Annotated in this window: 21 protein-coding genes; 11 read left to right on the top strand and 10 right to left on the bottom strand. The window is 64.3% G+C overall.

Annotation, left to right across the window (positions count from 1 at the left end):
• Nucleotide 1 precedes the first annotated feature (1 nt).
• Entirely contained in the window at nt 2–640 is a 639-nt protein-coding gene (betI, locus tag ACSBOB_RS24045; protein WP_442578581.1) for a choline-binding transcriptional repressor BetI, read from the bottom strand.
• A gap of 218 nt (nt 641–858) precedes the next feature.
• Here betI and ACSBOB_RS24040 point away from each other — a divergent pair, with 218 nt between their 5' ends.
• The 3 genes from ACSBOB_RS24040 (at nt 859) to ACSBOB_RS24030 (ending at nt 3,661) form a co-directional block, all read left to right on the top strand.
• The gene (locus tag ACSBOB_RS24040; protein WP_442578580.1) at nt 859–2,025 is read left to right on the top strand and encodes an acetyl-CoA acetyltransferase; all 1,167 of its coding nucleotides are present in this window, start codon (nt 859–861) and stop codon (nt 2,023–2,025) included.
• Between the two features lie 64 nt (nt 2,026–2,089).
• Nucleotides 2,090–2,611 carry a hypothetical protein gene (locus ACSBOB_RS24035; protein WP_442578579.1) on the top strand — a complete coding sequence of 174 codons (522 nt, stop codon included), beginning with the start codon at nt 2,090–2,092 and terminating at the stop codon, nt 2,609–2,611.
• A 42-nt stretch (nt 2,612–2,653) separates the two neighbouring features.
• Complete coding sequence (locus ACSBOB_RS24030; protein ID WP_442578578.1) at nt 2,654–3,661, top strand: asparaginase; 1,008 nt, start codon at nt 2,654–2,656, stop codon at nt 3,659–3,661.
• 267 nt (nt 3,662–3,928) lie between these two features.
• Here ACSBOB_RS24030 and ACSBOB_RS24025 read toward each other — a convergent pair whose 3' ends face one another.
• Complete coding sequence (locus ACSBOB_RS24025) at nt 3,929–5,308, bottom strand: TIGR03808 family TAT-translocated repetitive protein (RefSeq protein ID WP_442578577.1); 1,380 nt, start codon at nt 5,306–5,308, stop codon at nt 3,929–3,931.
• A gap of 108 nt (nt 5,309–5,416) precedes the next feature.
• Between ACSBOB_RS24025 and greA the strand changes: the two genes are divergently transcribed.
• Nucleotides 5,417–5,887 (top strand): transcription elongation factor GreA, encoded by a 471-nt coding sequence (gene greA, locus ACSBOB_RS24020; RefSeq protein WP_442578576.1) that lies wholly within the window; start codon nt 5,417–5,419, stop codon nt 5,885–5,887.
• Between the two features lie 526 nt (nt 5,888–6,413).
• A complete protein-coding gene (locus ACSBOB_RS24015; RefSeq protein ID WP_442578575.1) occupies nt 6,414–8,327 on the top strand; it encodes an adenylate/guanylate cyclase domain-containing protein in 1,914 nt (637 codons plus the stop codon).
• A gap of 1 nt (nt 8,328) precedes the next feature.
• Here ACSBOB_RS24015 and ACSBOB_RS24010 read toward each other — a convergent pair whose 3' ends face one another.
• From ACSBOB_RS24010 to ACSBOB_RS23990, 5 genes are all read right to left on the bottom strand, one after another.
• Complete coding sequence (locus tag ACSBOB_RS24010; RefSeq protein ID WP_442578574.1) at nt 8,329–8,709, bottom strand: YHS domain-containing (seleno)protein; 381 nt, start codon at nt 8,707–8,709, stop codon at nt 8,329–8,331.
• 346 nt (nt 8,710–9,055) lie between these two features.
• Nucleotides 9,056–9,451, bottom strand: a complete 396-nt coding sequence (locus ACSBOB_RS24005) for a type II toxin-antitoxin system death-on-curing family toxin (protein ID WP_442578573.1) — start codon at nt 9,449–9,451, stop codon at nt 9,056–9,058.
• Nucleotides 9,448–9,669: an AbrB/MazE/SpoVT family DNA-binding domain-containing protein gene (locus tag ACSBOB_RS24000; RefSeq protein WP_442578572.1), complete on the bottom strand. Its 222-nt coding sequence runs from the start codon at nt 9,667–9,669 to the stop codon at nt 9,448–9,450. The genes ACSBOB_RS24005 and ACSBOB_RS24000 overlap by 4 nt, the downstream gene beginning before the upstream one ends.
• A gap of 87 nt (nt 9,670–9,756) precedes the next feature.
• Nucleotides 9,757–10,134 carry a type II toxin-antitoxin system VapC family toxin gene (locus ACSBOB_RS23995; protein WP_442578571.1) on the bottom strand — a complete coding sequence of 126 codons (378 nt, stop codon included), beginning with the start codon at nt 10,132–10,134 and terminating at the stop codon, nt 9,757–9,759.
• Nucleotides 10,135–10,163: 29 nt separating this feature from the next.
• Nucleotides 10,164–10,418 (bottom strand): type II toxin-antitoxin system VapB family antitoxin, encoded by a 255-nt coding sequence (locus ACSBOB_RS23990; protein WP_442578570.1) that lies wholly within the window; start codon nt 10,416–10,418, stop codon nt 10,164–10,166.
• A 213-nt stretch (nt 10,419–10,631) separates the two neighbouring features.
• Between ACSBOB_RS23990 and ACSBOB_RS23985 the strand changes: the two genes are divergently transcribed.
• From ACSBOB_RS23985 to ACSBOB_RS23975, 3 genes are all read left to right on the top strand, one after another.
• A complete protein-coding gene (locus ACSBOB_RS23985) occupies nt 10,632–12,197 on the top strand; it encodes an FAD-dependent monooxygenase (RefSeq protein ID WP_442578569.1) in 1,566 nt (521 codons plus the stop codon).
• 122 nt (nt 12,198–12,319) lie between these two features.
• A complete protein-coding gene (locus ACSBOB_RS23980; RefSeq protein WP_442578568.1) occupies nt 12,320–12,568 on the top strand; it encodes a hypothetical protein in 249 nt (82 codons plus the stop codon).
• Nucleotides 12,565–12,996: a hypothetical protein gene (locus ACSBOB_RS23975; protein ID WP_442578567.1), complete on the top strand. Its 432-nt coding sequence runs from the start codon at nt 12,565–12,567 to the stop codon at nt 12,994–12,996. Before ACSBOB_RS23980 ends, ACSBOB_RS23975 begins: the two co-directional genes overlap by 4 nt.
• A 7-nt stretch (nt 12,997–13,003) precedes the next feature.
• Here ACSBOB_RS23975 and scpA read toward each other — a convergent pair whose 3' ends face one another.
• Nucleotides 13,004–15,127 (bottom strand): methylmalonyl-CoA mutase, encoded by a 2,124-nt coding sequence (gene scpA / locus ACSBOB_RS23970; protein WP_442578566.1) that lies wholly within the window; start codon nt 15,125–15,127, stop codon nt 13,004–13,006.
• Nucleotides 15,124–16,566, bottom strand: coding sequence for a methylmalonyl-CoA mutase family protein (locus tag ACSBOB_RS23965; protein ID WP_442578565.1), 1,443 nt, complete (start codon nt 16,564–16,566; stop codon nt 15,124–15,126). Before ACSBOB_RS23965 ends, scpA begins: the two co-directional genes overlap by 4 nt.
• 270 nt (nt 16,567–16,836) lie before the next feature.
• Between ACSBOB_RS23965 and ACSBOB_RS23960 the strand changes: the two genes are divergently transcribed.
• The 3 genes from ACSBOB_RS23960 (at nt 16,837) to ACSBOB_RS23950 (ending at nt 20,275) form a co-directional block, all read left to right on the top strand.
• On the top strand, nt 16,837–17,829 hold the full coding sequence (locus ACSBOB_RS23960; RefSeq protein ID WP_442578564.1) for a Bug family tripartite tricarboxylate transporter substrate binding protein: 993 nt from the start codon (nt 16,837–16,839) through the stop codon (nt 17,827–17,829).
• 130 nt (nt 17,830–17,959) lie between these two features.
• Entirely contained in the window at nt 17,960–19,531 is a 1,572-nt protein-coding gene (locus ACSBOB_RS23955; protein WP_442578563.1) for a helicase HerA-like C-terminal domain-containing protein, read from the top strand.
• Between the two features lie 147 nt (nt 19,532–19,678).
• A complete protein-coding gene (locus tag ACSBOB_RS23950) occupies nt 19,679–20,275 on the top strand; it encodes a GNAT family N-acetyltransferase (RefSeq protein WP_442578562.1) in 597 nt (198 codons plus the stop codon).
• A gap of 83 nt (nt 20,276–20,358) precedes the next feature.
• Here the strand turns inward: ACSBOB_RS23950 and ACSBOB_RS23945 are convergent, their stop codons facing one another.
• Entirely contained in the window at nt 20,359–21,321 is a 963-nt protein-coding gene (locus tag ACSBOB_RS23945) for a DMT family transporter (RefSeq protein WP_442583812.1), read from the bottom strand.
• Nucleotides 21,322–21,474 lie beyond the last annotated feature (153 nt).

Below are 21,474 nucleotides of genomic sequence, written 5' to 3'. Positions count from 1 at the left end.
CTCATTTCTCCCGCTGAAAAGTGTTTACCTGCTTCCTGCACGCTCTCCCCTGCGCAGATCCATGCCGGCCGAGTTTGGTCTCGACATAATCCTCGACGAGTGCAGCCGCGCTGAACGGGTGTGGCAGGCCGTCGCGAAGCGCGCGGCGGATGTAGAGGCCGTCGATCATGGCGGCGGTGGCCTCGGCGACACGTTCGGCTTCCGCGCGTTCGAAAAGCGGCAGCAGACCGCTCATCAGATTGGAGTAAAGCCGGCGGCTGTAGACCCTGAGCAGGCGGCGCAAGGGCGTGGATCGTTGCGCCTCTACGTAGAAGGCAAGCCAGGCCTGGACCGTTTCCTGCCGGAACTGGCCGACCGAGAAGTTGACGCGGATGACGGCCGATATGCGCTCGCGCGGTGTCGTTGCCCGACGAAGCGCGACGATCATGTCGCGGCCGAGATCGGCGAGCAGATGCCGCATCGTGGCTTCGAGCAGGTCCTGCTTGGCGCCGAAATAATGATGGGCCAGCGCGGATGAGACGCCGGCGCGGCCGGCGATATCCGACATGGTGACGTCGAGCGAGCCGCGGTCGCCGATGGCCGATATCGCCGCGTCGATCAGCGCCCGGCGGCGCATGGGTTCCATTCCGATCTTGGGCATCGATATCCCTCCAAGGGAAAGGATTATTTTTTATTGACCCGTCAATCAACAAAAATTCTTCGCTTCGGCCCATGGCTCGCGGTGGTGGCGCGTCCTACCTTGATGTCTACGGTCCAACGGCTTTACTCAAGGCCCGAAAAGGTTCATTCGTGAACAGAGTTGGTGGCGTTGGATTCACCTTGCTTTCAGCGCAAAGTGCAGGGATCAAGGAGGCAGATATGACCGCATGCATCGTCGGTTGGGCGCATTCGCGCTTCGGCAAGCTTGAGGGCGAGACGCTCGAGAGCCTGATCGTGAAGGCTGCGGTCGAAGCCATGGAGCATGCAGGCATCGGCCCGGATGACGTCGGCGAGATCGTGCTCGGCCATTTCAACGCCGGCTTCTCGGCGCAGGATTTTACCGCCAGCCTCGTCCTGCAGGCCGATGACCGCCTGCGCTTCAAGCCGGCAACGCGTGTCGAGAACGCCTGCGCCACGGGCTCGGCGGCGGTGCGGCAGGGCATCCGCGCCATCGATGCCGGGGCTGCCAAGTTCGTGCTGGTCGTCGGTGCAGAGCAGATGACGACGACGCCCGGCCCGCAGGTCCAGCAGAACCTCATCCGTGCGTCCTACATCCCGGAGGAGGGGGATATCCCGGCCGGGTTCGCCGGCCAGTTCGGCAAGATCGCCGCAGCCTATTTCCAGCGCCATGGCGACCAGTCCGACGCGCTTGCCGCGATAGCTGCCAAGAACCACAGGAACGGCGTCGACAATCCGTACGCGCATATGCGCAGGGATTTCGGCTATGATTTCTGCCGCCAGGAAAGCGACAAGAACCCCTTAGTCGCCGGCCCGCTGAAGCGCACCGACTGCTCGCTGGTGTCCGACGGCGCGGCAGCACTCGTGCTGACCGATGCCACCACTGCGCTGTCGATGCGCCGCGCCGTCGCCTTCCGGGCGAACGAGCATGTCCAGGATTTCCTGCCAATGTCGAAGCGCGACATCCTTCTGTTTGAAGGCTGCGAGCACGCCTGGGCGCGGGCGCTGAAGGCGGCTGGCGTCACGCTCGACGACTTGTCCTTCGTCGAGACGCATGATTGCTTCACCATCGCCGAACTGATCGAATACGAGGCGATGGGGCTGGCGCCGCGCGGGCAGGGCGCGGCAATCGTTGCCGAAGGGCAGACCGAGAAGGGGGGCCGCCTGCCGGTCAACCCGTCCGGTGGCTTGAAGGCCAAGGGCCATCCGATCGGCGCAACGGGCGTTTCCATGCACGTGCTGACCGCCATGCAGCTCGCGGGCGAGGCGGGCGGCATCCAGGTGAAGGATGCGAAGCTCGGCGGCATCTTCAACATGGGTGGCGCTGCGGTAGCGAATTACGTTTCGATCCTCGACCGGATCAGATAGAAGCCGCTGCCGGGGCCGACGCGCGCGCGATCCGAGGCCTGCGGCAATCCAGGTGGCGGGCGGAATGACAATAGCTAGGAGAAAACTGCTCAAGCCTCTGATCGGGCTGATGTTTTCCGCATCGCTGTCCGCCGTGGCCCCATCCGGCTCGTGGGCTGCTGGCGGGGCTGCCGAGCTTGCCGCGGCATTTTGCAAGACGCGGATCGCAGGCAATGCGGAAGCCGTGAAGCCGCTGCTGACGCTTTCGCTGCAGGCGGTGATCACCGACGCGGAGCAACGCAACAGGATCATCGCCGAGGCGACGCCGGACGAGAAGCCGCCTTTCGGCGATGGCATCCCCTACCAGAGTTTTCCCGATATTCCAGACGCTTGCGAGCCGGGCAAGCCGGACGAGGGGGCAGGTCGCACCGAGGTTCCGGTCGGCTATTCCTTCAAGCAGAGTCCGGATGCCGGCTGGACAGATACGCTGATCCTGGTTTCGTCCGGGGGCGATGTCCGCATCGACAACATCAGGTTCAGGGACGCACCCGACGGCAGCGCCCCGCATAGCTTGCGCGAGATATTGCACGACGCCTTCGATCAATAGGAAGCGCCTTTTGCCGAGCGAAATCAACGGGAAGAGAAGATCGTGACCAATCCGGTGCTGGTGGAAGTGCTGCGTGGCGGGATCGTCGAGAGCGCGCATCGCGGCGCGGTCGCGGTTTTCGACGCTGCGGGACGATCCGTGCTGGAAATCGGTGACGTCGAGCAGCCGGTTTTCCCGCGTTCGGCGGTCAAGGCGATCCAGGCCCTGCCGCTGGTCGAGAGCGGCGCCGCGGACGCTTATGGCTTTGGAAACAAGGAGTTGGCACTGGCCTGCGCCTCGCATGGCGGCGAGCCGGTGCATGTGGATCTGGCAGCGGCGATGCTGGCCAGGGCGGGCCTGGACGGGGGCGCCTTGGAGTGCGGAAGCCACTGGCCCAGCCATCAGGACTCGACTTTGGCGCTGGCGCGGGCAGGGGGCGCCCCGAATGACCTGCACAACAACTGTTCGGGAAAACACTCCGGTTTTTTATGCACATGCCGGCATCTCGGCATCGGGCATCGCGGCTATGTCGCGGCCGGCCATCGGTCGCAGGAGATGGTGCGCGACGCGATGCAGGGCGTGACCGGGGCGGCGCATGAACAGGCGAACAGCGGCATCGACGGCTGCTCGATACCGACTTATGCCGTGCCGTTGAAAAATCTCGCGGTCGGTTTTGCCAAGATGTTGACGGGGCAGGGTTTTTCGCCGTCGCGGGCGGCCGCTGCCAGGCGCCTGACCGCCGCCTGCATGGCCGAACCGTTCTACGTCGCGGGCACCGGACGCGCCGACACACGGCTTATGCAGACGGCCCCCGGGCGCATCTTCGTCAAGATCGGGGCGGAGGGAGTCTATTGCGCCGGGGTGCCGGAACTGGGTTTCGGCATCGCGCTGAAGGCCGGCGACGGGGGAGAAAGGGCGGCCGAGGTGATGGTCGCCTCCGTTTTGGGACGGCTGCTCGAAGGCGACGAAGCGCTTTCGAAACGGCTTTCCGGCATGGCGCGGACGCCGATCCTCAACCGCAGGGGGGTGGAAGTCGGTGTCGCGCGGCCAGCGGAAGCGCTGCTGGCATGAGGCTTGGTTTCAAGCGATCGAGAATGCTGGCCCAGGGCATTGATTTTCTTGTAAAAATTCTTACATGGCGAGTGATCGGAGCGGCCGTTCGACCGCCGGAGGAATATCGCCTGTCCGCTGGTTCCGGATGTGCGTGAAGCCCGGAATATCGCGCCAGATCAATATGATATGCGTATTTCCAGAATCAAATGCGCTGAATCGCTTCACTCAAGGCCCGAAAATCGGCCTTCGCGCTACCAAAACGACGCGACAGGCTTGTTTTTCGTCTCAGCGGACTTGATTGCGCTCGACCGTGAGGTGACTGTAGGCAGAAGCCCCCGGCGCAGCCAGGTCGCCGGTGGCGGTTTTGGTCCAGCGGAAGCCGACGACCGCACCTTCGGACGCCGCCTCTATGATGTTGTCGGTGATGACAGCCGGTCCGGCGCCCTCGACGACGGTTACCGCGATGCCGACCTGAGCCTTGCGGATGATGTTGCCGGTGGCGGACACGTTGCGCAGGTATGGCCCCCAGCCGAGCTGCATGCCGTAGCGGGCGCTGTCCTCGACGACGTTGCCGGTGAGCGTCGTGTCGGCCTCGACGGTGATGCCGACGCCGAAGATCGGGCGGTCGTGTGTATAGGGGCCGGTGTTGGAGATATTGCGCACGAGGTTGCCACTGCACACGGCCAGCCGACCGCCCTGGTCGAAGTTGACGATGGCGATGCCGTTGGCGGCTCCGTCGACGATGTTGGCGCTGACGATCGCGCCCTGGAAGGCGAACTCCGAGTAGATCGCGGTCTCGCCGCTGCGCGCGCAGTTGTTGTTGAGGATCTGCACGTCGCTGGCGCTGTTGGCGCGGATCGCCGAGAAGGCGCAGTCGGCGATCATGTTGTTGGCGATCATCACCTTATCGGCGCGGAAGGCGTTGATGCCGTTGCCGTAGGGGCCGGTGCCGCCCTTGCGCGCGGCGATGCGCTCGACGCGGTTGTTGGTGACCATGGTGAAATCGTCGGCCGGCTGCCAGCGATGCACCAGGATGCCGCCATTGGCGCAGTCGGTCACGGTGTTGCCGGCGATCGACAGCCGCCCGGCTTCGACCGAATAGATACCGGATTCAGCAGCGCCTGAGATGATCGTGCGCTCGATGCGGCCGGACACGGTCTCCAGCGCCAGCCCGTTGCTGCCGCTGCCGAGGATCTGGCAGTTGTCGACGACCAGTTGCGCCACGCGGCGGAAGTCGCCGAGTCCCTGCGCATAGTCGCCGATCCAGCGGTTGGCGCCGTCGAGCACTAGGCCGGTCAGTCCGATGTGGTCGGCGCCGTCGGCCAGCAGCAGATGGCCGTCGCCGCCATAAAGCAGCCTTGTCGCGCCCGGCACGCCGGAAAGCCGTACGCGGCGGGGCAAGGTGATGTTGGAGACGACATAGGTGCCGGGCGGCAGGAAGACCGGCGCTTCGCTCTGCGCGGCCTTGTCGAGGAGTTTTGCAAAAGCCTTGCTCTGGTCGTCGAGCGTGCCGGGCGCGACGCCGAATTCGCCGGCGCTGATCGCACCGCGCAACGATGCAGTCTCGATGCCGGCCGGCGCGCGCGAGATCGCGGCCGCCGGCACGGAAAGGCCCACCGCCGCGAGGCCGGCCGAGCCCGCCAGAAAGATACGCCTGTTCAACATCGGCACAGATTCCGCCCGCAGCCTTCTGTTTGCCCTCGCCACGCAGGATATATGCCAGGCGCGCGGTTGGCGCTTGTCGGCGGTGCGGCGAAGGCATACGTTTCTCGAATGAGCAGAGCATTCACCCGGGAAGACGACAACGAGGCCATCGCCGACATCGGCGAACGGCCGGTGAGCCCGCACCGCAATCTCGTTACCGAACGGGGCCTTGCACAGATCGAGAAGGAACTCGCGAGACTGCGCGAGGAACTGGGCGATGCCGAGCGCAAATCCGACCGCGAGCACATCGCGCTGGTGTCGCGCGACCTGCGCTACTGGACGGCACGCCGCGAGACGGCCGAGGTTTCGGTGCCCGAGCCGGATTCGGATGTCGTCCGCTTCGGCATGACGGTCACGCTCAAGGGCGAGGACGGCAAAAAGCACGTCTGGGCGATCGTCGGCGAGGACGAGGCGGACGCCGCGCATGGCACGATCAGCCATGTCTCGCCGATGGCATTGGCGCTGTTCGGAAAGGGCGTCGGCGACGAGGCCAGCGTGAACGGTAAGGCGTTCGAGATCGTTGGGATGAAGGCGGGCTGACGGCAGCTTGTCAGCAATGAGACAGACGTTGCATTGAGTTTCAAGGTCTGCTTGCGACCCTATTCCGGCCATTAGCGATCTGCTTAATCGATGGCAGCTTTTGACCGATTGTGTTGAAAAACTCTGTAGCGTCACTCGGAGCGCTCCAGCCTGGAATGACTTTCTCCGCGCGGCGGGATCTGGGGCAGTTCGTGCTGTTTCATTTCTGCTGTGCGGCTTGAGTAGAAAGCAATTCTGTGCACTTCCGCTCCGCTCGCGTCATTGCGCCGTTCATTCGACTTTTTCAACACAATCGACCCATTGCAGACCTTCCGGTGCGTGCCAGCAAAGGTCTTGTGGCGATACAACTCGTCCGACTTCTGCTACTGTCCACCCCTCGGGCATACGTGGTCTTCAAGAACGCCGTCGTGGAGACGGCCAAGCAGGAGGTCGACGCGCACACAGGGCCGGCGTCCATTTTGGTTCCGATGTGGTTGCGGTGCCAAATCCGTGAGGGTCTGGCCGAGGCGCACGGGGGAGAGCCGTGTTGTCAACCGAACATGTAGAGCGGCGACTTACTGCCATTCTGGCGGCCGACATCGCCGGCTACAGCCGGCTAATGGGCGACAACGAGGAAGGTACGCTCGCTCAGCTGAAGGCCCATCGGTCTGCTTTGATCGACCCAAAGATCAACGAGCACCGCGGGCGGATCGTCAAGACCACCGGCGATGGCATGCTGGTCGAGTTCGCGAGTGTGGTCGAGGCCGTGCGCTGCGCCGTCGAGATCCAGCGCGGCATGGCGGAACGAAATGTCACGGCACCGGCAGGGCAACGTATCGAGTTCCGCGTCGGCATCAACGTCGGTGACATCATCATCGAGGGTGACGACATTTTCGGGGACGGCGTCAACGTGGCGGCTCGCCTGGAGGGTCTCGCGGAGCCTGGCGGCATCTGCGTCTCGGGCCGCGTGCAGGAAGACGCGCAAGGCAAGCTTGACATTGCCTTTGAGGATATCGGTGAACAGAAGCTGAAGAACATCGCGCGGCCGGTGCGCGTATATCGCTTGCGGCTCGACGCCACGGCCGCTCCGGCGCGCACCCACTGGCGCCGTGGATTGTACGCCGCTCTGGCTCTGATGATCTTGCTTGCTGCCGGCGCGCTGTGGACAGGTTTTGGCTCCGAGTCGAAATTTCTCAGCATTCTGCGCCCTGGCGATCAATTCACGAAAAGCGCTGAAGTCGACGAGAAACCCGCGATCGCCATTCTCCCGTTCCTGAACAACAGCGGCGATCCGGCTCGTGAGTATTTCGCGGATGGATTGACGCAGGATATCATCAACGCGCTGGGTCGGTTCTCCGCGCTGACCGTGATGTCGTGGAACGCTGTAGCCCCGTACAAGGGAAAGCCTGCAAGCCCCGAGGATATCGGCCGCGGTCTCGCTGTCAGCTATTTGGTCGAAGGCAGCGTCCGCCATACCGGAGACCGCGTGCGGGTCATCGCACAACTCGTCGACACAAGGCAGGGACGTGTGCTTTGGTCTGCAAGCTTCGAGGAAGCACTGGCGGACGTGTTTGCGCTGCAGGACATCATTGTCACTGACATTGTCAGAGTACTGGCGATTCGCGTGACGCAGATCGAACAAAATCGAGTGTTCGCAAAGCCGACCGAAAATCTCGCAGCCTATGACTACGTACTCCGCGCCAGGCCGGCATTGCAGCGCCCGACGCGGGCAAACAATGTGGAGGCGCGGAGCCTGGTCAAACGCGCTATCGAGCTTGACCCAAACTACGCTGCTGCATATGCGGCACTCGCCGAAACCCATCACCTTGCCAGCTCGATGGGCTGGGCGGAGTCGCCAGCCGCCTCCCTGAGCCGCGCCGAGGAACTGGCAACCAAGGCGCTGAGACTTGACGATTCCGAAGTGCGCGCGCACGTCATTCTCGGCCACATCCACCTCTTTCATCAGCGATACGACCTGGCAAAAGAGGAGATCGAGCGGGCCATTGCGATCAATCCGAACGATGCGCTCGGCCTCGCGGGGCGCGGCACCATCTTGTTGTGGCTGGGACAGACCGATGCGGCGATCGAAGCCTTGGAGCAGGCGCAGCGCATCGACCCCGATCTCAATGCGGTTGACCGCTTTGCGCTGAGCCTGGCCTACTATCTCAAAGGCCGTTACGACGCGGCGATCGAACAGGCGGAACTTAATCTTCGAACAACCGCAGACGCGAACTTCAGCCGTGTCTTGCTGGCCGCCGCGTATGCACAAAACAACCGAGCGGAGGACGCTGCGCGAGTCGTCGCGATGATACGCCGCATCGACCCAACCTTCGATCCGCAGGAGTTTGGAAACAAGTTTCTAAACTCTGGCAATCTCGATCATCTGCGCGACGGATTGCGCAAGGCCGGCCTCTACCCGGTCTCTGGGGACCTGCTACCGGCCGAGAGAATGAACCGCTAAGTCATTGCATTAGCGCGCGGTTCGCGTTGGCCTTCGCGATGTTCGCAGCAAGGTCCTGCTCGAAGAGCGCGGGTCCCATCGGGGCCGGCTTGCCGAAAATATAAAGCTTGCCGTCGCTGATCAGCCAGTTCTCCGGGTTGGCCTCGGTGAGTTCGCCCTCGGCCAGCGCCATCGCACAATAGTCTCCGAACTGCGGCGCGTAGCGAACAGGATCGGCCTTAAAGAGCTCACGATGCTCAGCATTCGCGAAGAGATAGCGGTGCTCGTCCCATTCATACTCGAACTCCGGCAGCCCGCGCGTGGGCCTTCCGGTGGTGAAATAGGCGACCGGGTCATAACCCTTGATCGCCAAGGGAACCGCTTCCGTGGCAAAAGTGGACATCGAGGTCGCAAGCGGGGCGGCTGCGACCGCCAGAACAAGGCGAACGGCATTTCGCCGAGAGAAAGTGTGCATGGCGAATTCCTCTGAGATTTGGCCCTCCCGGGCGGCGCCAATCGTTTGGGGCACGGATTATCGCTCTTGTACCGCTCGGCAGCAACACGTTTCGGAGATTTTCGGAGTTCGAGTGGGGTGGGGGGCGGGCCCGTCGCAGGGACGCCGGGCTCTATTCTTCGTCTTCTTGTGGCGCTAAGCGGCCGTTGGCAGCTCGGCATCGGACTGACCGCTTCCCACCCATTCTGGACATTCGAGCTTGAAACAGAACCCCGGTTCAATGTCACAATGAAGATCAGGCGCTTTCGGTCAGCGGCACCGTGTGATCCCGGAAGAACGCCGTCGCGCCGGCCTCGTCGATCTCGCCGGCGGCAACACCCATAGTGAACTCGTAGAGCGTTCCGTCATCAGCGGTCAGTTCGTATCCGTTCAGCAGCAGGAATGTTGCCGCCGCGACGATCGCGGTACGTTTGTTGCCGTCCACGAAGGCATGGTTGCGGGCAATGCCAAAGACATAGGCGGCGGCGAGTTCATGCACCGTCGGCTCGCCATAGGCAGCCTTGTTTTCCGGACGTGACAGCGCCGATTCCAGCGCGTTCTCATCGCGCAAGCCCTGTGCGCCGCCATGCCGGCGCAACTGCTCCGAATGGAAAGCCTCTACAGCGCGCCGTGACAAAAACGCCCAATTCATTCGGCGAGCTTCTGAAGCGCGACCTTGTATCTGTCCATAACCTTGCGGGCGGCTTCCATCTGCCGCTCGAAGGAATCGTCCACCGGCGTCAGCGTGAGGCCGGCAGCGGTTTCCTTAACCTCAAGGGCGTCGCCGGCTTGCAGGTTGAGCTTGTTGAGCAATTCCTTCGGCAGGATCACACCCTCGGAATTGCCGATCTTGCGGATGACGGTGTTCAAGGCAACCTCCATGTTATAACGGCTTGTATAACATGGATTGAGAGATGTTGCAACGGGTGTGGTAACAGGCAAGGAAATCGAAAATTCCTACGCCGGCAGGGTTTCCACGTCGGTCTCGCGCAGCAACTGGTCGAGGGTTAGCAGCGGCGAGCCCATGGTCTTGGCGTAAGCATAGTGGAAGCAATCGAAATTGCTGAGATGCCGTTTGCCGAGACAATGCTGCTCGGCCACCGCGACGGCGTGGCTGAGGACGCTGCGCGGCGAAGCGGGTTCGCGAAGCGCAATCTGCCTGGCCTCCAGCCACTCGACGACCACCGCCTCGGCGGCCGTGTAGGGACAATCAAGCTGGTCCGGCCGCGACAGGACAATGATCGCCTCCCAGGCGGCAAGGGCGGACGTGAACGGCGCCGACGCGTCCAGCAGGGCAGCCTCGTAAGCGTCGCCGGTTTCCTCACCGGCCATCATCGACACAATCGCGCAGGCATCGATAAACACTATTCGCCACCCGTCAGGTCGTGGTCGAGATCGTGCCACGCTTCCGGCGGGACGGGCTTTCGGTCCGGCTGGAAGGAAAGCCCATGTTTCGCGAGGATCTTGCGGGCCGTCTCACGCGGACTTTCCTTGTTCATTCGGTTCCGGATGGTTTCGCGCAGTGCTGCGATCACCGCATCGGTGATGCTGGTGTCGTCAATGCGGGCCAGTTCCCGCGCCAGCTCATCGGCCTCGGGGTTGCGGATGTTGAGCGTCATTTGTGTAGCTCCGAGTGTGTAGATCACGATACGTATCTATGTAGTTGGTCGCAAGGTGGAACACGGGGCGTTCCTGGTCCGGCGGCGCGCCATCCCGACCGTCGTCCTGGACGGAGAGCGGGCCACGGCGGCGTTGCGGCGCAACATCCCGGCATTGCCTTGCGCCGGCAATCCAGCAATGCATTATGGCCGGACAGGTTTGGGGGATATGTGGTGACTACCGTAACGGTTTTGGTTGTCGGGGCGGGTCCGACCGGTTTGCTCGCAGCCGCCGAACTCCGTCGGCGCGGCGTGGATTGCCTGCTCGTCGACGCGCATGAGCATGTGATGGCCTGGGACCGGGCGACAGTTGTTCATCCGCGCTCGCTGGAGATTTTCGAATCGCTGGGCATCCTGGACCCGTTGCTGGCCGCCGGCGTGAAACAGCGGCGTGCCCGCATCCATGCGGGGGGCGCGGTGCTGGGCGAGATCGATCTCGAACTTTGCGGCAGCCGCTTTCCGTTCAATATCGGGATATCGGAGGAAGTGACCGAAGCGATCCTGACCGACTATCTTATGCGGCAGGACGGCATGGTGACGCGCGCCACGAAGCTTGTCGGGTTGGTGGAGCGGCAGGAGGGCATGCTCGCCACGATCGAGCACGAGGGCAGGGCGACCGAAATCCTCGCCCAATGGGTGATCGGCTGCGACGGGCACCACAGCACGGTGCGCTCGCTGGCCGGCATCGAGCAGGACGGACACGACATCGCCGAGCCCTGGGCGGTGTTCGACGCCGGCGTGGCTGGCTGGCCGGCGTCGTTCGAGGCCAACTATGCCTATCTGGATGAGGTGCCTGTCATCCTCACCGCGCTGCCGGACCAGCGCTGGCGTGTCTATCTGAGGCCGAGTTCGCCGGATTCCGATCTCGTCGCCGACGCACTCGGAACGCTGCGGCGCTATCTGCCGGCGGCGCGCTTCGAGGGCGTGACCAATCCGACGCGTTTCCATTGCCACACCAAAGTCGCGCAGAAATTCCGGTCGGGCCGTATCCTGCTTGCCGGTGACGCCGCGCATACCTGTAGCCCGGCGCAGGGCCACGGCATGAACAGCGGGCTGCAGGATGCCTACAACCTTGCCTGGAAACTGGCGCTGGTCTGCCAGGGACATTGCTCCGAAAAGCTCCTCGACAGCTATGAAGCGGAACGGCGTCCGGTGGCGGAAATGGTGACGGCTTCCGGCGACACGGCCGAGGGCGCCCAGATGGTCAAGGGTGCTGCCGCTCGCCGGGAGCGCGACGCCGCCATCAAGGGCGCCTTCGCCGATCCCGCCATGCGCCACCACGAGGCGGTGGCCGAGGCGGAACTCGACATCGACTACGCGGCCTCGCCGATCGTGCTGGGCGACAGGCATGAAGCAAGCTGGCCGGGCCAGCGGCTGCCGGACGGGATCGAACTGCGGCAGGCGGCTGGCGGCGGCATGCTTCATCACCACGCCAACCGGCGGGGCCATACCGCGTTCGTCATAGGCGGAGCCTCGACCGGCGCAGACGATCTCACCAAAATTCTTCGGGATGTGAAGCCTTTGTCCGACGGCCCGATCATCGAGACGGTTGTTGCCCTTTCCGCGAATGAGGAGGTCGCGGATGTCGAGGCGCATCTGGAGCCGGCGGCTGCCGACCGGCTGGGCGCGGGCGGTATCGTGCTCCTGGTCGCGAGGGCGGATGGGCATGTGGGCCTTCGCGCCGAGAAAAACCACGCGGAAGCTCTCGCGGCCTATGTGGGCGTGCTGCGGTCCAGTTGAGGCTGAACCGGCGGCTGCCTAGCGCGCCAGCCCGTCCAGCAATCTCTCGGCCGCCTCGGGGATAACCGTTCCTTGACAATTTTGCGAATTTTACGCATTTTGCGTAAATCAGGAGGCCGCAGATGGGCATCACGGTTCGGGCCACGGAGTTTTCCCGCAACTTCGGAAAATATCAGGACGAGGCGATTTCGGCCAAGGTCATCAACGTGACCAGTCACGGAAGGGTGGTGGGGGCGTATCTGTCGGCACAGGAACTCGCACACTACGAGACACTGAAGCGCCGGGAGCGTGAGGTTCTGGTCGTCGGCGCTCTCGATGACGAAACCATTGCCGCCATCGAAGCCTCGGAATATGGCGTGGAGCCCAATTGAGCATCCCGGTCCCCAGGCCGGGTCTTGTCATTCGCTATGGTTTTCTTTGGAGCAGCGAAAGCGATCGCGGACTCATGGAGGGCCGAAAGGATCGTCCGTGTGCAATTGTCGTCGCGGCGCCGCGCGATGAGCGGGGGCATGTTCGCACGATCGTCGCGCCGATCACGCATAGTCCGCCGGCGGACAGCTTTGCGTCGTTGGAAATTCCGGCAGCCATATGCCGGGCGCTGGAACTCGACGAAGGCCGACATTGGGTACGTCTTGACGAACTGAACCGTTTTGTGTGGCCCGGCTATGATTTGCGGCCGCGCGCCGACGGACGCTACGAATACGGAATGTTGCCGCGCGGACTGTTCGAGCAGATCAAACGCGGCATCCTCGAGGTGCAGCAGAAGCGCAAGGGGCGGATCGTCGGCCGCGACGAGTGAATGCCGTTCAAGCCCCCGCCAACCCGTCCAGCAGCCGCTCCGCCGCCTCCGGGATCACCGTGCCCGGCGGAAAAATTTCCGCGGCGCCCGCGGCCAGCACCGCGTCGAAATCCTGGGGCGGGATGACGCCGCCGGCGACGATCGTGATGTCGTCGCGGCCGAGTTTTTTCAGGGCGGCTTTCAGTTCGGGGATGAGGGTCAGGTGGCCGGCGGCGAGCGAGGAGGCGCCGACGATGTGGACGTCGCGCTCGGCGGCGAGTTTGGCGATCTCTTCCGGCGTCTGGAACATCGAGCCGACGGTGACGTCGAAGCCGAGGTCGGCGAAGGCGGTGGCGATGACCTTCTGGCCGCGGTCGTGGCCGTCCTGGCCCATCTTGGCGACGAGGATGCGCGGCCTGCTGCCGTTGGTCCTCTCGAAGGCGGAGACCTTTGCCTGCACCCGGTCGACCACGGTATTCTCGCCGATCGCCTCGCGATAGACGCCGGAGATGGTCTGAACCTCGGCGACGTGGCGGCCGAAAGTCTTTTCCAGCGCCAGCGAGATCTCCCCCACCGTGGCCTTGGCGCGGGCGGCCTTGATCGCGAATTCGAGCAGATTGCCGTTTTGGCGTGCGGCGGCGGCGAGTTGGTCGAGCGCCGTCTCGACGGCGGCGACGTCGCGGGTGCCCTTGAGCTGCTGGAGCTTCGACAATTGCCGGGCGCGGACCTCGGCGTTGTCGATCTTGAGCACGTTGACCTCGATGTCCTTCTCGGGGCGGAAGGCGTTGACGCCGACCAGGAACTGCTCGCCGGAATCGATGCGCGCCTGGGTGCGGGCTGCGGCTTCCTCGATGCGCAGTTTCGGGATGCCTTTTTCGACGGCGGCGGCCATGCCGCCGAGGGATTCGACCTCCTCGATATGGGCGAGAGCCTTGGCGGCGAGGTCGTGGGTGAGCCGCTCGACAAAGGCCGAGCCGCCCCACGGGTCGATGAAGCGGGTGGTGCCGGATTCCTTCTGCAGGATCAGCTGGGTGTTGCGGGCAATGCGCGCCGAATGATCGGTGGGCAGCGCCAGCGCCTCGTCGAAGGAGTTGGTGTGCAGCGACTGGGTGTGGCCCTGCGTGGCCGCCATCGCCTCTATCATGGTGCGCATGATGTTGTTGTAGGGGTCCTGCGCTGTCAGCGACCAGCCGGAGGTCTGGCAGTGGGTCCTGAGCGACAGCGAGCGAGAGTCCTTGGGCGCAAAATTCTTCTGCATCAGCGCTGCCCAGATCAGGCGGGCGGCGCGCATTTTTGCGACTTCCATGAAGAAGTTCATGCCGATCGCCCAGAAGAAGGAGAGGCGCGGCGCGAACTTGTCGATGTCGAGCCCGGCGGCGACGCCGGCGCGCGCATATTCGATGCCGTCGGCGATGGTGTAGGCGAGCTCCAGGTCGGCGGTCGCGCCGGCCTCCTGCATGTGGTAGCCGGAGATCGAGATGGAGTTGAATTTCGGCATGTTGGCCGAGGTGTAGGAAAAAATGTCCGACACAATCCGCATCGAGGGTTTCGGCGGATAGATGTAGGTGTTGCGGACCATGAACTCCTTCAGGATGTCGTTCTGGATGGTGCCGGCAAGGTCTTTTTGGGCGACGCCCTGTTCTTCCGCTGCGACGATGTAGAGCGCCATGATCGGCAGAACGGCGCCGTTCATGGTCATCGACACGGTCATCTGATCAAGCGGTATCTGGTCGAACAGCTGGCGCATGTCGAGGATGGAATCGATCGCCACGCCGGCCATGCCGACATCGCCGGCGACGCGCGGATGGTCGCTGTCGTAGCCGCGATGGGTGGCGAGGTCGAAGGCGACGGAAAGACCCTTCTGGCCGCCGGCGAGGTTGCGGCGGTAGAAGGCGTTGGATTCTTCCGCCGTCGAGAAGCCGGCATACTGGCGGATGGTCCAGGGCTGCTGGACATACATGGTCGGGTAGGGGCCGCGAATGAAGGGAGCGATGCCGGGATAGGTGTCAAGCATGGGAAGCTTGGCGACATCACTTTCGCCATACGATCGCTTGATCGTCAGGCCTTCCGGGGTCTTCCACGTGCTTTTGTCACGGATGGGGGCGGCCGCGACGGGCCGGCGCCAGTCGATTTTCGTGAAATCAGGGATCATGCGTCGGTGCCAGCCAGTTCGTCGATGCGGGCCAGATCCAGCCTCTGGCAAAACACGGTGCCGTCGGTGGGGAGCGGGCGAGGGGAGGCGGGAAGGGTTTCGACCGGCAGTTCGATCTTGGCGGGAAACAGCGTGGTGCCGATGATGGCGCGCTTGCCGGCGCGGTATTCGGCGGCGCGGCGGTCGCGGGCGGCGAGGATGCGGGTTTGCAGATGGCCGCCGGCAAGACTTCTGAGCAGGCCGCCTTCCTTTTCGATTCGCTGGAACTCGGCCCACGCGGCCTCGCAGAGCGCATCGGTCAGCGCCTCGATGCTGCCCGAGCCGGCGACCGGGTCGATGACGAAATCGACATGGCTTTCCGAGGCGAGCACAAGGTGGGTGTTGCGGGCGACGCGGCGGGCAAAGGCTTCCGGCAGGCCGTGGGCGACGGTGTGCGGCAGGACCGAGATCGAATCGGCGCCGCCGGCGCCCGCCGCGAAGGCGGCCAGCGTGGCGCGCAATATGTTGGTCTCGGGGTCGCGCAGGGTCGTCATGCGGTAGGTGGTCTCGGCGTGGATCATGGCGCGCGACGGCTTTATCGACACGACCTCCTGCGCCTTCTGCCACAGCAGGCGCAGCGCCCGGATTTTTGCGATCGACAGGAACTGGTCCTGGTCGACGGAGATCGCGAAGCCGATATGCGGGGCGGCATAGACCAGCGCCTGGCGGGCCTCCTCGAACAGCCGGAGATGGGCGACGGCGCCGGCCAGCATCGCGCCGAGCTCCTGCGCCTCGGTGGCGCCGGCATTGTGGAAGACGCGGCCGTCGGCCTCCAGCAGGATGCCGGGCACGCCCATGGCGAAGAAATGCGCCAGCGATTGCGGCATGGAGGCCTGCAGCGCCTCGATCGACATGCGCAGCCGGCCGGTGGCGGCGAAGGTGGCGGCCGAATCGATTCCGAACGAAACGCTGAGCTTTGCCGGATCGGCGCGCCGTGCGGTCAGGAACGCCACGAGCCGATCGGCCATGGCGCGGCTGGACGGATGCGGGTCGATGCGCACATGCACCTTGTCGAGCGGAATGCCGTCGAGCACGCGCTCCAGCGTGTCGGGCTGGTCGGGCAGGCCGTAGCGGAAGGCGTTGGGCGCGCCCTCGAACACCAGCGCCAGGCCGGTCGCGCCGCCGGCAACGTCTTCCAGCGCCTGTCGGTTGGCTCGGGCGGGATCGATGTCGTCGCAGCGCTGCACGATGGTCCAGGGAAGTGCCGCCTTGCGCCGCGGCAGCGGCACGGCGCCGGCGCGGCGCGGCTCCAGCGGCTGGATGCGCAGGCCGTCGTCGGTTCGGCCGACCATGACGTCGTCGAAGGCGGAGCCGGCGAGCGTTTTCTCGACGAGGGCGGCCCAGCGCGACCGGTCGGACGCCGGGAAGGCCGAAACGCTGATCAGGTCGTCGACGTTCATCCTGTCCGATTCTCCCGGTCGCAGTGGCGGCGGTTCGATACGCCTCTGATTTTACCACGTCTTATGGCTTTCGACATGGTCCCGCAATGCGGCAAGACATCAACATTACCGTCGCCGGAATCGAGGCGCCGTCATGGCCGGCCATACGCTGTTCATACCATTGCCGGCGCCGGAACGGTTTCAATCGACTGCGCCTTGCTCTAATGCTTCAGGCCCGGCTGCCGACGGCGCCGGCCTGTGGAGCGACTGAATTCTCAAGGAGGAGACCAGATGGCATTTTCCGCACTGACCCGCCGCGCCGGCCTTGCGCTCGGACTTTCGCTGCTGTCGGCCGCAGCAGTTGGCGTTCCGGCGTTCGCCGACACGTTCCCGGACCGCCCGGTGACGCTGGTGGTGCCGTTCGCGGCGGGCGGATCGACGGACCTCGTCGCCCGCGTGCTCGCCGAGAAGATGTCCGCCGACCTCGGCCAGCAGGTCGTCGTCCAGAACGTGGCCGGGGCCGGCGGCAATCTGGGGGCCGACAATGTCGCGCGGGCGGAGCCGGACGGCTACACCATCCTGATGGGGACGGTGGCCACGCATGCGCTCAACCCGCTGATCCTCAAGACCAAACCCTACGACCCGGAAAAGGACTTCGCCCCGATCTCGCTGCTGGTCGTGGTGCCGAACGTGCTGGTGGTCAATCCCGAATTGCCGGTCAAGAGCGTCGCGGACCTGATCGCCCTGCTCAAGGCCTCGCCCGACCAGTACAGCTATGCGTCGTCGGGCAACGGCACGCCGCTGCACCTCTCGGGTGAGCTGTTCAAGAAGATGGCCGGCGTGAACATGCAGCACGTGCCCTACAAGGGCGCGGGGCCGGCATTGAACGACGTCATCGCCAACCAGGTGCCGATCATGTTCGACAATCTGCCGTCCTCGTCGGGGCATATCAAGGCGGGCACGCTGCGCGCCCTTGCGGTCACCACCGCCGAGCGCGCGCCGTCGTTCCCCGACGTGCCGACGATCGCCGAATCGGGCGTGCCTGGCTATGAGACCTATACGTGGAACGCGCTCTTCGCCCCGGCCAACACACCGCCCGAGGTGGTGGCGCGGCTGAACGAAGCGGCCAAGAAGGCGCTGGCCGATCCCGCGGTGGTCGAACGGATGAACGAGTTCAGCGCGACGATCGTCGGGTCGACGCCCGAGGAGCTCGCCGCCCATGTGACGGCCGAGCTCGCCAAATGGACGCCGGTGGTGCGCGACGCCAACGTCCAGATGGATTGACGTGAACCCGGCGCTCCGGGGCTATTCCCGGAGCGCCGCGCCGCCATTGTCGCGCCGCGCTTGCATGGCTATACCGATGCCGAAGCGTGGCGACACGCTGTCGGATCCTTTCTTTCGGAGATTGAAGCCCATGGCAGCCGAGACCAGCATCTTCCTCGGCGCCAGCCGCAAGCCGGACGACAGCTACCAGCGGCCGGAGGAACTGCTGCTGCGATACGGCAACCGGCACGGGCTGGTGACCGGCGCCACGGGCACCGGCAAGACGGTGTCGCTGCAGGTGATGGCGGAAGGCTTTTCCAACGCCGGCGTGCCGGTGTTCTGCGCCGACATCAAGGGCGACCTTTCCGGCATCGCCATGATGGGCGAAGCCAAGGACTTTTTGGTCAAGCGAGCCGAGCAGGTGAAGCTCGACCCGTATGAATTCCAGGAATTCCCGGTGATCTTCTGGGACCTGTTCGGCGAGCAGGGCCACCCGATCCGCGCCACCGTCTCGGAGATGGGACCGCTGCTTCTGTCCCGGCTGATGAACCTGACCGAGGCGCAGGAAGGCATCATCAACATCGCCTTCCGCATCGCCGACGAGGATGGCCTGCTGTTGCTCGACATGAAGGATCTGCAGGCGCTGCTGTCCAACATCGCCGAGCGGGCCGACGAGATTTCGACGCGCTACGGCAACGTGACGAAGCCGTCGGTCGGCGCGATCCAGCGCTCGCTGCTGATCCTCGAGCAGCAGGGCGCGAAGAACTTCTTCGGCGAACCGGCGCTGCGTATTCCCGACATCATGCGCACCACCCGTGACGGGCGCGGCGCGATCAACGTGCTTGCCGCCGACAGACTGATGATGAATCCGCGGCTCTACGCAACCTTCCTCTTGTGGCTGATGTCGGAACTGTTCGAGCAGCTTCCCGAGGTCGGTGACCCCGATAAGCCGAAGCTGGTGTTCTTCTTCGACGAGGCGCATCTGCTGTTCGACGAAGCGCCAAAAATCCTGATCGACCGGGTGGAGCAGGTGGTGCGCCTGATCCGCTCGAAAGGCGTCGGCGTGTATTTCATCACGCAGAACCCGCTCGACGTGCCGGAGACGGTGCTGGCGCAGCTCGGCAACCGGGTGCAGCACGCGCTGCGCGCCTATACGCCGCGCGAGCAGAAGGCGGTGCGCACGGCCGCCGAGACATTCCGCCCGAACCCGGATTTCGACTGCGCCACGGCGATCACCAATCTCGGCACCGGCGAGGCGCTGGTCTCGACACTCGAGAACAAGGGCGTACCGTCGATGGTGCAGCGGACGCTGATGCGGCCGCCAGCCTCGCGGCTCGGCCCGATCACGCCGGAGGAACGGCGCAAGCTGATCCTCGAAAGCCCGGTGGCCGGCCAGTACGACCAGACGATCGACCGCGAATCGGCGTTCGAGGTCTTGAAAAAGAAGGCCGAGCAGGCGTTGCAGCAACAGGACGAACCACAGACGGGCGGGCAGGGCGGCGGACGCTGGACCCTTCCGGATTTCGGCGGCGATTCCTCGCAGCCGGCACCACAGGATCGCTACCAGCCCGCTCCCAGGCAGCGCGCGCCGGCCGCGCCGCGTCCATCCAACCGCCAGACGGTTGCCGAAGCCGCCATCAAGTCCGTCGTCCGCTCCGTGGGCTCTTCCGTGGGACGGGCGCTCGTGCGCGGAATCCTTGGGAGCTTGTCGCGCGGACGGTAGCGTCGGCCGTCGCTCGACGGCGCTGTCGTGTGGACTTTGGGATGTTAAAGCGTGTCGCCGATTGGATGCGACACGCTTTAAGGCAGTTGGCGGGTTCTCTTTAGTTCGTGCTATCGTGTCGCTGAATTCACGACCCGTCGCATTGCCATGTACAAGATCAGAAGTGCGGAGCCTGGTGACGTTGGCGGAGCGGTCGCCGCACTGGGCGATGCCTTCGCCGACGACCCTTTGATGTCGTATCTCTTTCGCGAAACCCCAAATGGTGTTCGCGCCGGCGCGACTGAGTTCTTCTCCATTCTGCTCCGGGCAAGGATTGCGCTCGGGATGCCTGCATATGTGCTGCGGCAGGCCGAGGGGATGGGCGTTGCGATGGGGTACGACACGTCGCGACCGGCCTGGCCGGCTATGCTCGAAACGGAATGGCGCCAGTTCGAGGTCAGTTTGCCCGGCTTTGCGGCGCGCCTCGCCGCCTACGAGAAAATCTGTGAGACTCACCAGCCGATCGAAGGTCATTTTTACCTGGGCGTGATCGGGATACATCCTTCGCTTCAGCGCAAGGGTGCGGGGAAGGCGTTGCTTGATGCCTTTTGCGCTCTCTCTCGCGCAGATCCTCAATCACACGGCGTCTATTTGGACACGTCCAATCCGAGCAGCCTCCAATTCTATTACAATAATGGGTTTGAACTCCGGGGCCAAGGCAGTCTCGATACGACGCCCTTGTGGTGCGTCTACAAGCGGACGTAATAGGCTGGCTCTGAGAAATCTTGCACAACCGGTGCCGTAGGGGGTGTCTCAAGGGTCGAGACAACAGCCTTTCGCGTCGGCCGTCATGACGCTGTCGGCGTCGGCTGCTGCCGCGCCGGCAGCATGGCGGTGAGCAAGCCGGCGACGATGAAGGCTCCTCCCACGATGTCAAAACCCTGCAGCCGCTCGCCGAGGAAAATGTAGGCCAGGATCGCGACGAAGGCGGTCTGGAGATAGAGCATCATGCCGGCGCGGCTGGCGCCCAACGTGTCGACGCTGCGGTTATAGAGATAATACATGAACGCGCCGCCTGGCCCGGCCACATAGGCGAGCGCCAGCAGGCCGGTCGTATCCATCGCCGTGCGATGATGCGAGAAAATCTCCCAGAGGTAGAGCGGCAGGGCGCCGAGCGCGCCCATGCCCAGCAGCAGGACCAGCAGCGGAAGGCGCTCGATGCCGAATTTCAGGCGGCGCAGCAGGACGGTGTAGAGCGCCCATGCGACAGCGCTGCCGACGATCAGCAATTCGCCGGCGTTCACCTCCAGCCGCAACAGTCCGGGAAGGTCGCCGCGCGCGACGATGACGATCATTCCGAACATGGAGATCGCAGCCCCGGCCGCCTGCCGGAAACCCATCTTCTCCGCGAGCAGGAAATGCGCCAGCACCATGGTTATCATCGGCGCCAGCGCCATGATGATGCCGGCGGTGGTGGCGTTGGTGAATTCGAGGCCGACATAGATCAGGCCTTGGCAGATCGTCAGGCCGAGCACGCCGACGGCGAGCAGTTCGAGCGACCTGTCGCGGATGAGGGCGATCATGGCGGGATAGTGCCGGCGCACGATGGGCAGCAGGATCACGCAGGCCAAAGCAAGCCGCCAGAAGCAGAGCGCCCAGGGCGGCATTTCCGGAATGATCCATTTCGCTGCGATGTAGACCCCGGCCGAAAGCAGCCAGCCGAACACCGCCGTCGAATAGGCGAAGGGCAGCGAGGTCTCGATCGCGGCGCGGTCCTTGCCGTGGCCGATGGCAGCGATGTGGAAGCCCATCTGTCCTCGCTTCATGGCGCGCTCGATGCCCGGGCCTTGCCGCGCCGTCTCAAGCGAAGCAGCCGCCGCATCCGGCGTCAAGCGGTTGCGCCGGTCCGGCGCGGGGCGTATTGGGCCGGACGACGAAAATGCGCTGTTGACGGCGCCTACAGC

This window comes from Mesorhizobium sp. KACC 23794 (assembly GCF_052180275.1).
Classification (GTDB): Bacteria; Pseudomonadota; Alphaproteobacteria; order Rhizobiales; family Rhizobiaceae; genus Kumtagia.
This window is presented reverse-complemented; position numbering and strand designations above follow the sequence as displayed.

Excerpts from the sequence above, each read along its gene's own strand:
- ACSBOB_RS23950 (WP_442578562.1), top strand. The coding sequence starts at position 19,679 with ATGTACAAGATCAGAAGTGCGGAGCCTGGTGACGTTGGCGGAGCGGTC.
- ACSBOB_RS23980 (WP_442578568.1), top strand. The coding sequence starts at position 12,320 with ATGGGCATCACGGTTCGGGCCACGGAGTTTTCCCGCAACTTCGGAAAA.
- betI (WP_442578581.1), bottom strand. The coding sequence starts at position 640 with ATGCCCAAGATCGGAATGGAACCCATGCGCCGCCGGGCGCTGATCGAC.
- scpA (WP_442578566.1), bottom strand. The coding sequence starts at position 15,127 with ATGATCCCTGATTTCACGAAAATCGACTGGCGCCGGCCCGTCGCGGCC.
- ACSBOB_RS23955 (WP_442578563.1), top strand. The coding sequence starts at position 17,960 with ATGGCAGCCGAGACCAGCATCTTCCTCGGCGCCAGCCGCAAGCCGGAC.
- ACSBOB_RS23990 (WP_442578570.1), bottom strand. The coding sequence starts at position 10,418 with ATGACGCTCAACATCCGCAACCCCGAGGCCGATGAGCTGGCGCGGGAA.
- ACSBOB_RS24005 (WP_442578573.1), bottom strand. The coding sequence starts at position 9,451 with ATGAATTGGGCGTTTTTGTCACGGCGCGCTGTAGAGGCTTTCCATTCG.
- ACSBOB_RS24010 (WP_442578574.1), bottom strand. The coding sequence starts at position 8,709 with ATGTCCACTTTTGCCACGGAAGCGGTTCCCTTGGCGATCAAGGGTTAT.
- ACSBOB_RS24025 (WP_442578577.1), bottom strand. The coding sequence starts at position 5,308 with ATGTTGAACAGGCGTATCTTTCTGGCGGGCTCGGCCGGCCTCGCGGCG.
- ACSBOB_RS24040 (WP_442578580.1), top strand. The coding sequence starts at position 859 with ATGACCGCATGCATCGTCGGTTGGGCGCATTCGCGCTTCGGCAAGCTT.
- ACSBOB_RS24035 (WP_442578579.1), top strand. The coding sequence starts at position 2,090 with ATGACAATAGCTAGGAGAAAACTGCTCAAGCCTCTGATCGGGCTGATG.
- greA (WP_442578576.1), top strand. The coding sequence starts at position 5,417 with ATGAGCAGAGCATTCACCCGGGAAGACGACAACGAGGCCATCGCCGAC.
- ACSBOB_RS23965 (WP_442578565.1), bottom strand. The coding sequence starts at position 16,566 with ATGAACGTCGACGACCTGATCAGCGTTTCGGCCTTCCCGGCGTCCGAC.
- ACSBOB_RS23945 (WP_442583812.1), bottom strand. The coding sequence starts at position 21,321 with ATGGGCTTCCACATCGCTGCCATCGGCCACGGCAAGGACCGCGCCGCG.
- ACSBOB_RS23995 (WP_442578571.1), bottom strand. The coding sequence starts at position 10,134 with ATGATGGCCGGTGAGGAAACCGGCGACGCTTACGAGGCTGCCCTGCTG.
- ACSBOB_RS23960 (WP_442578564.1), top strand. The coding sequence starts at position 16,837 with ATGGCATTTTCCGCACTGACCCGCCGCGCCGGCCTTGCGCTCGGACTT.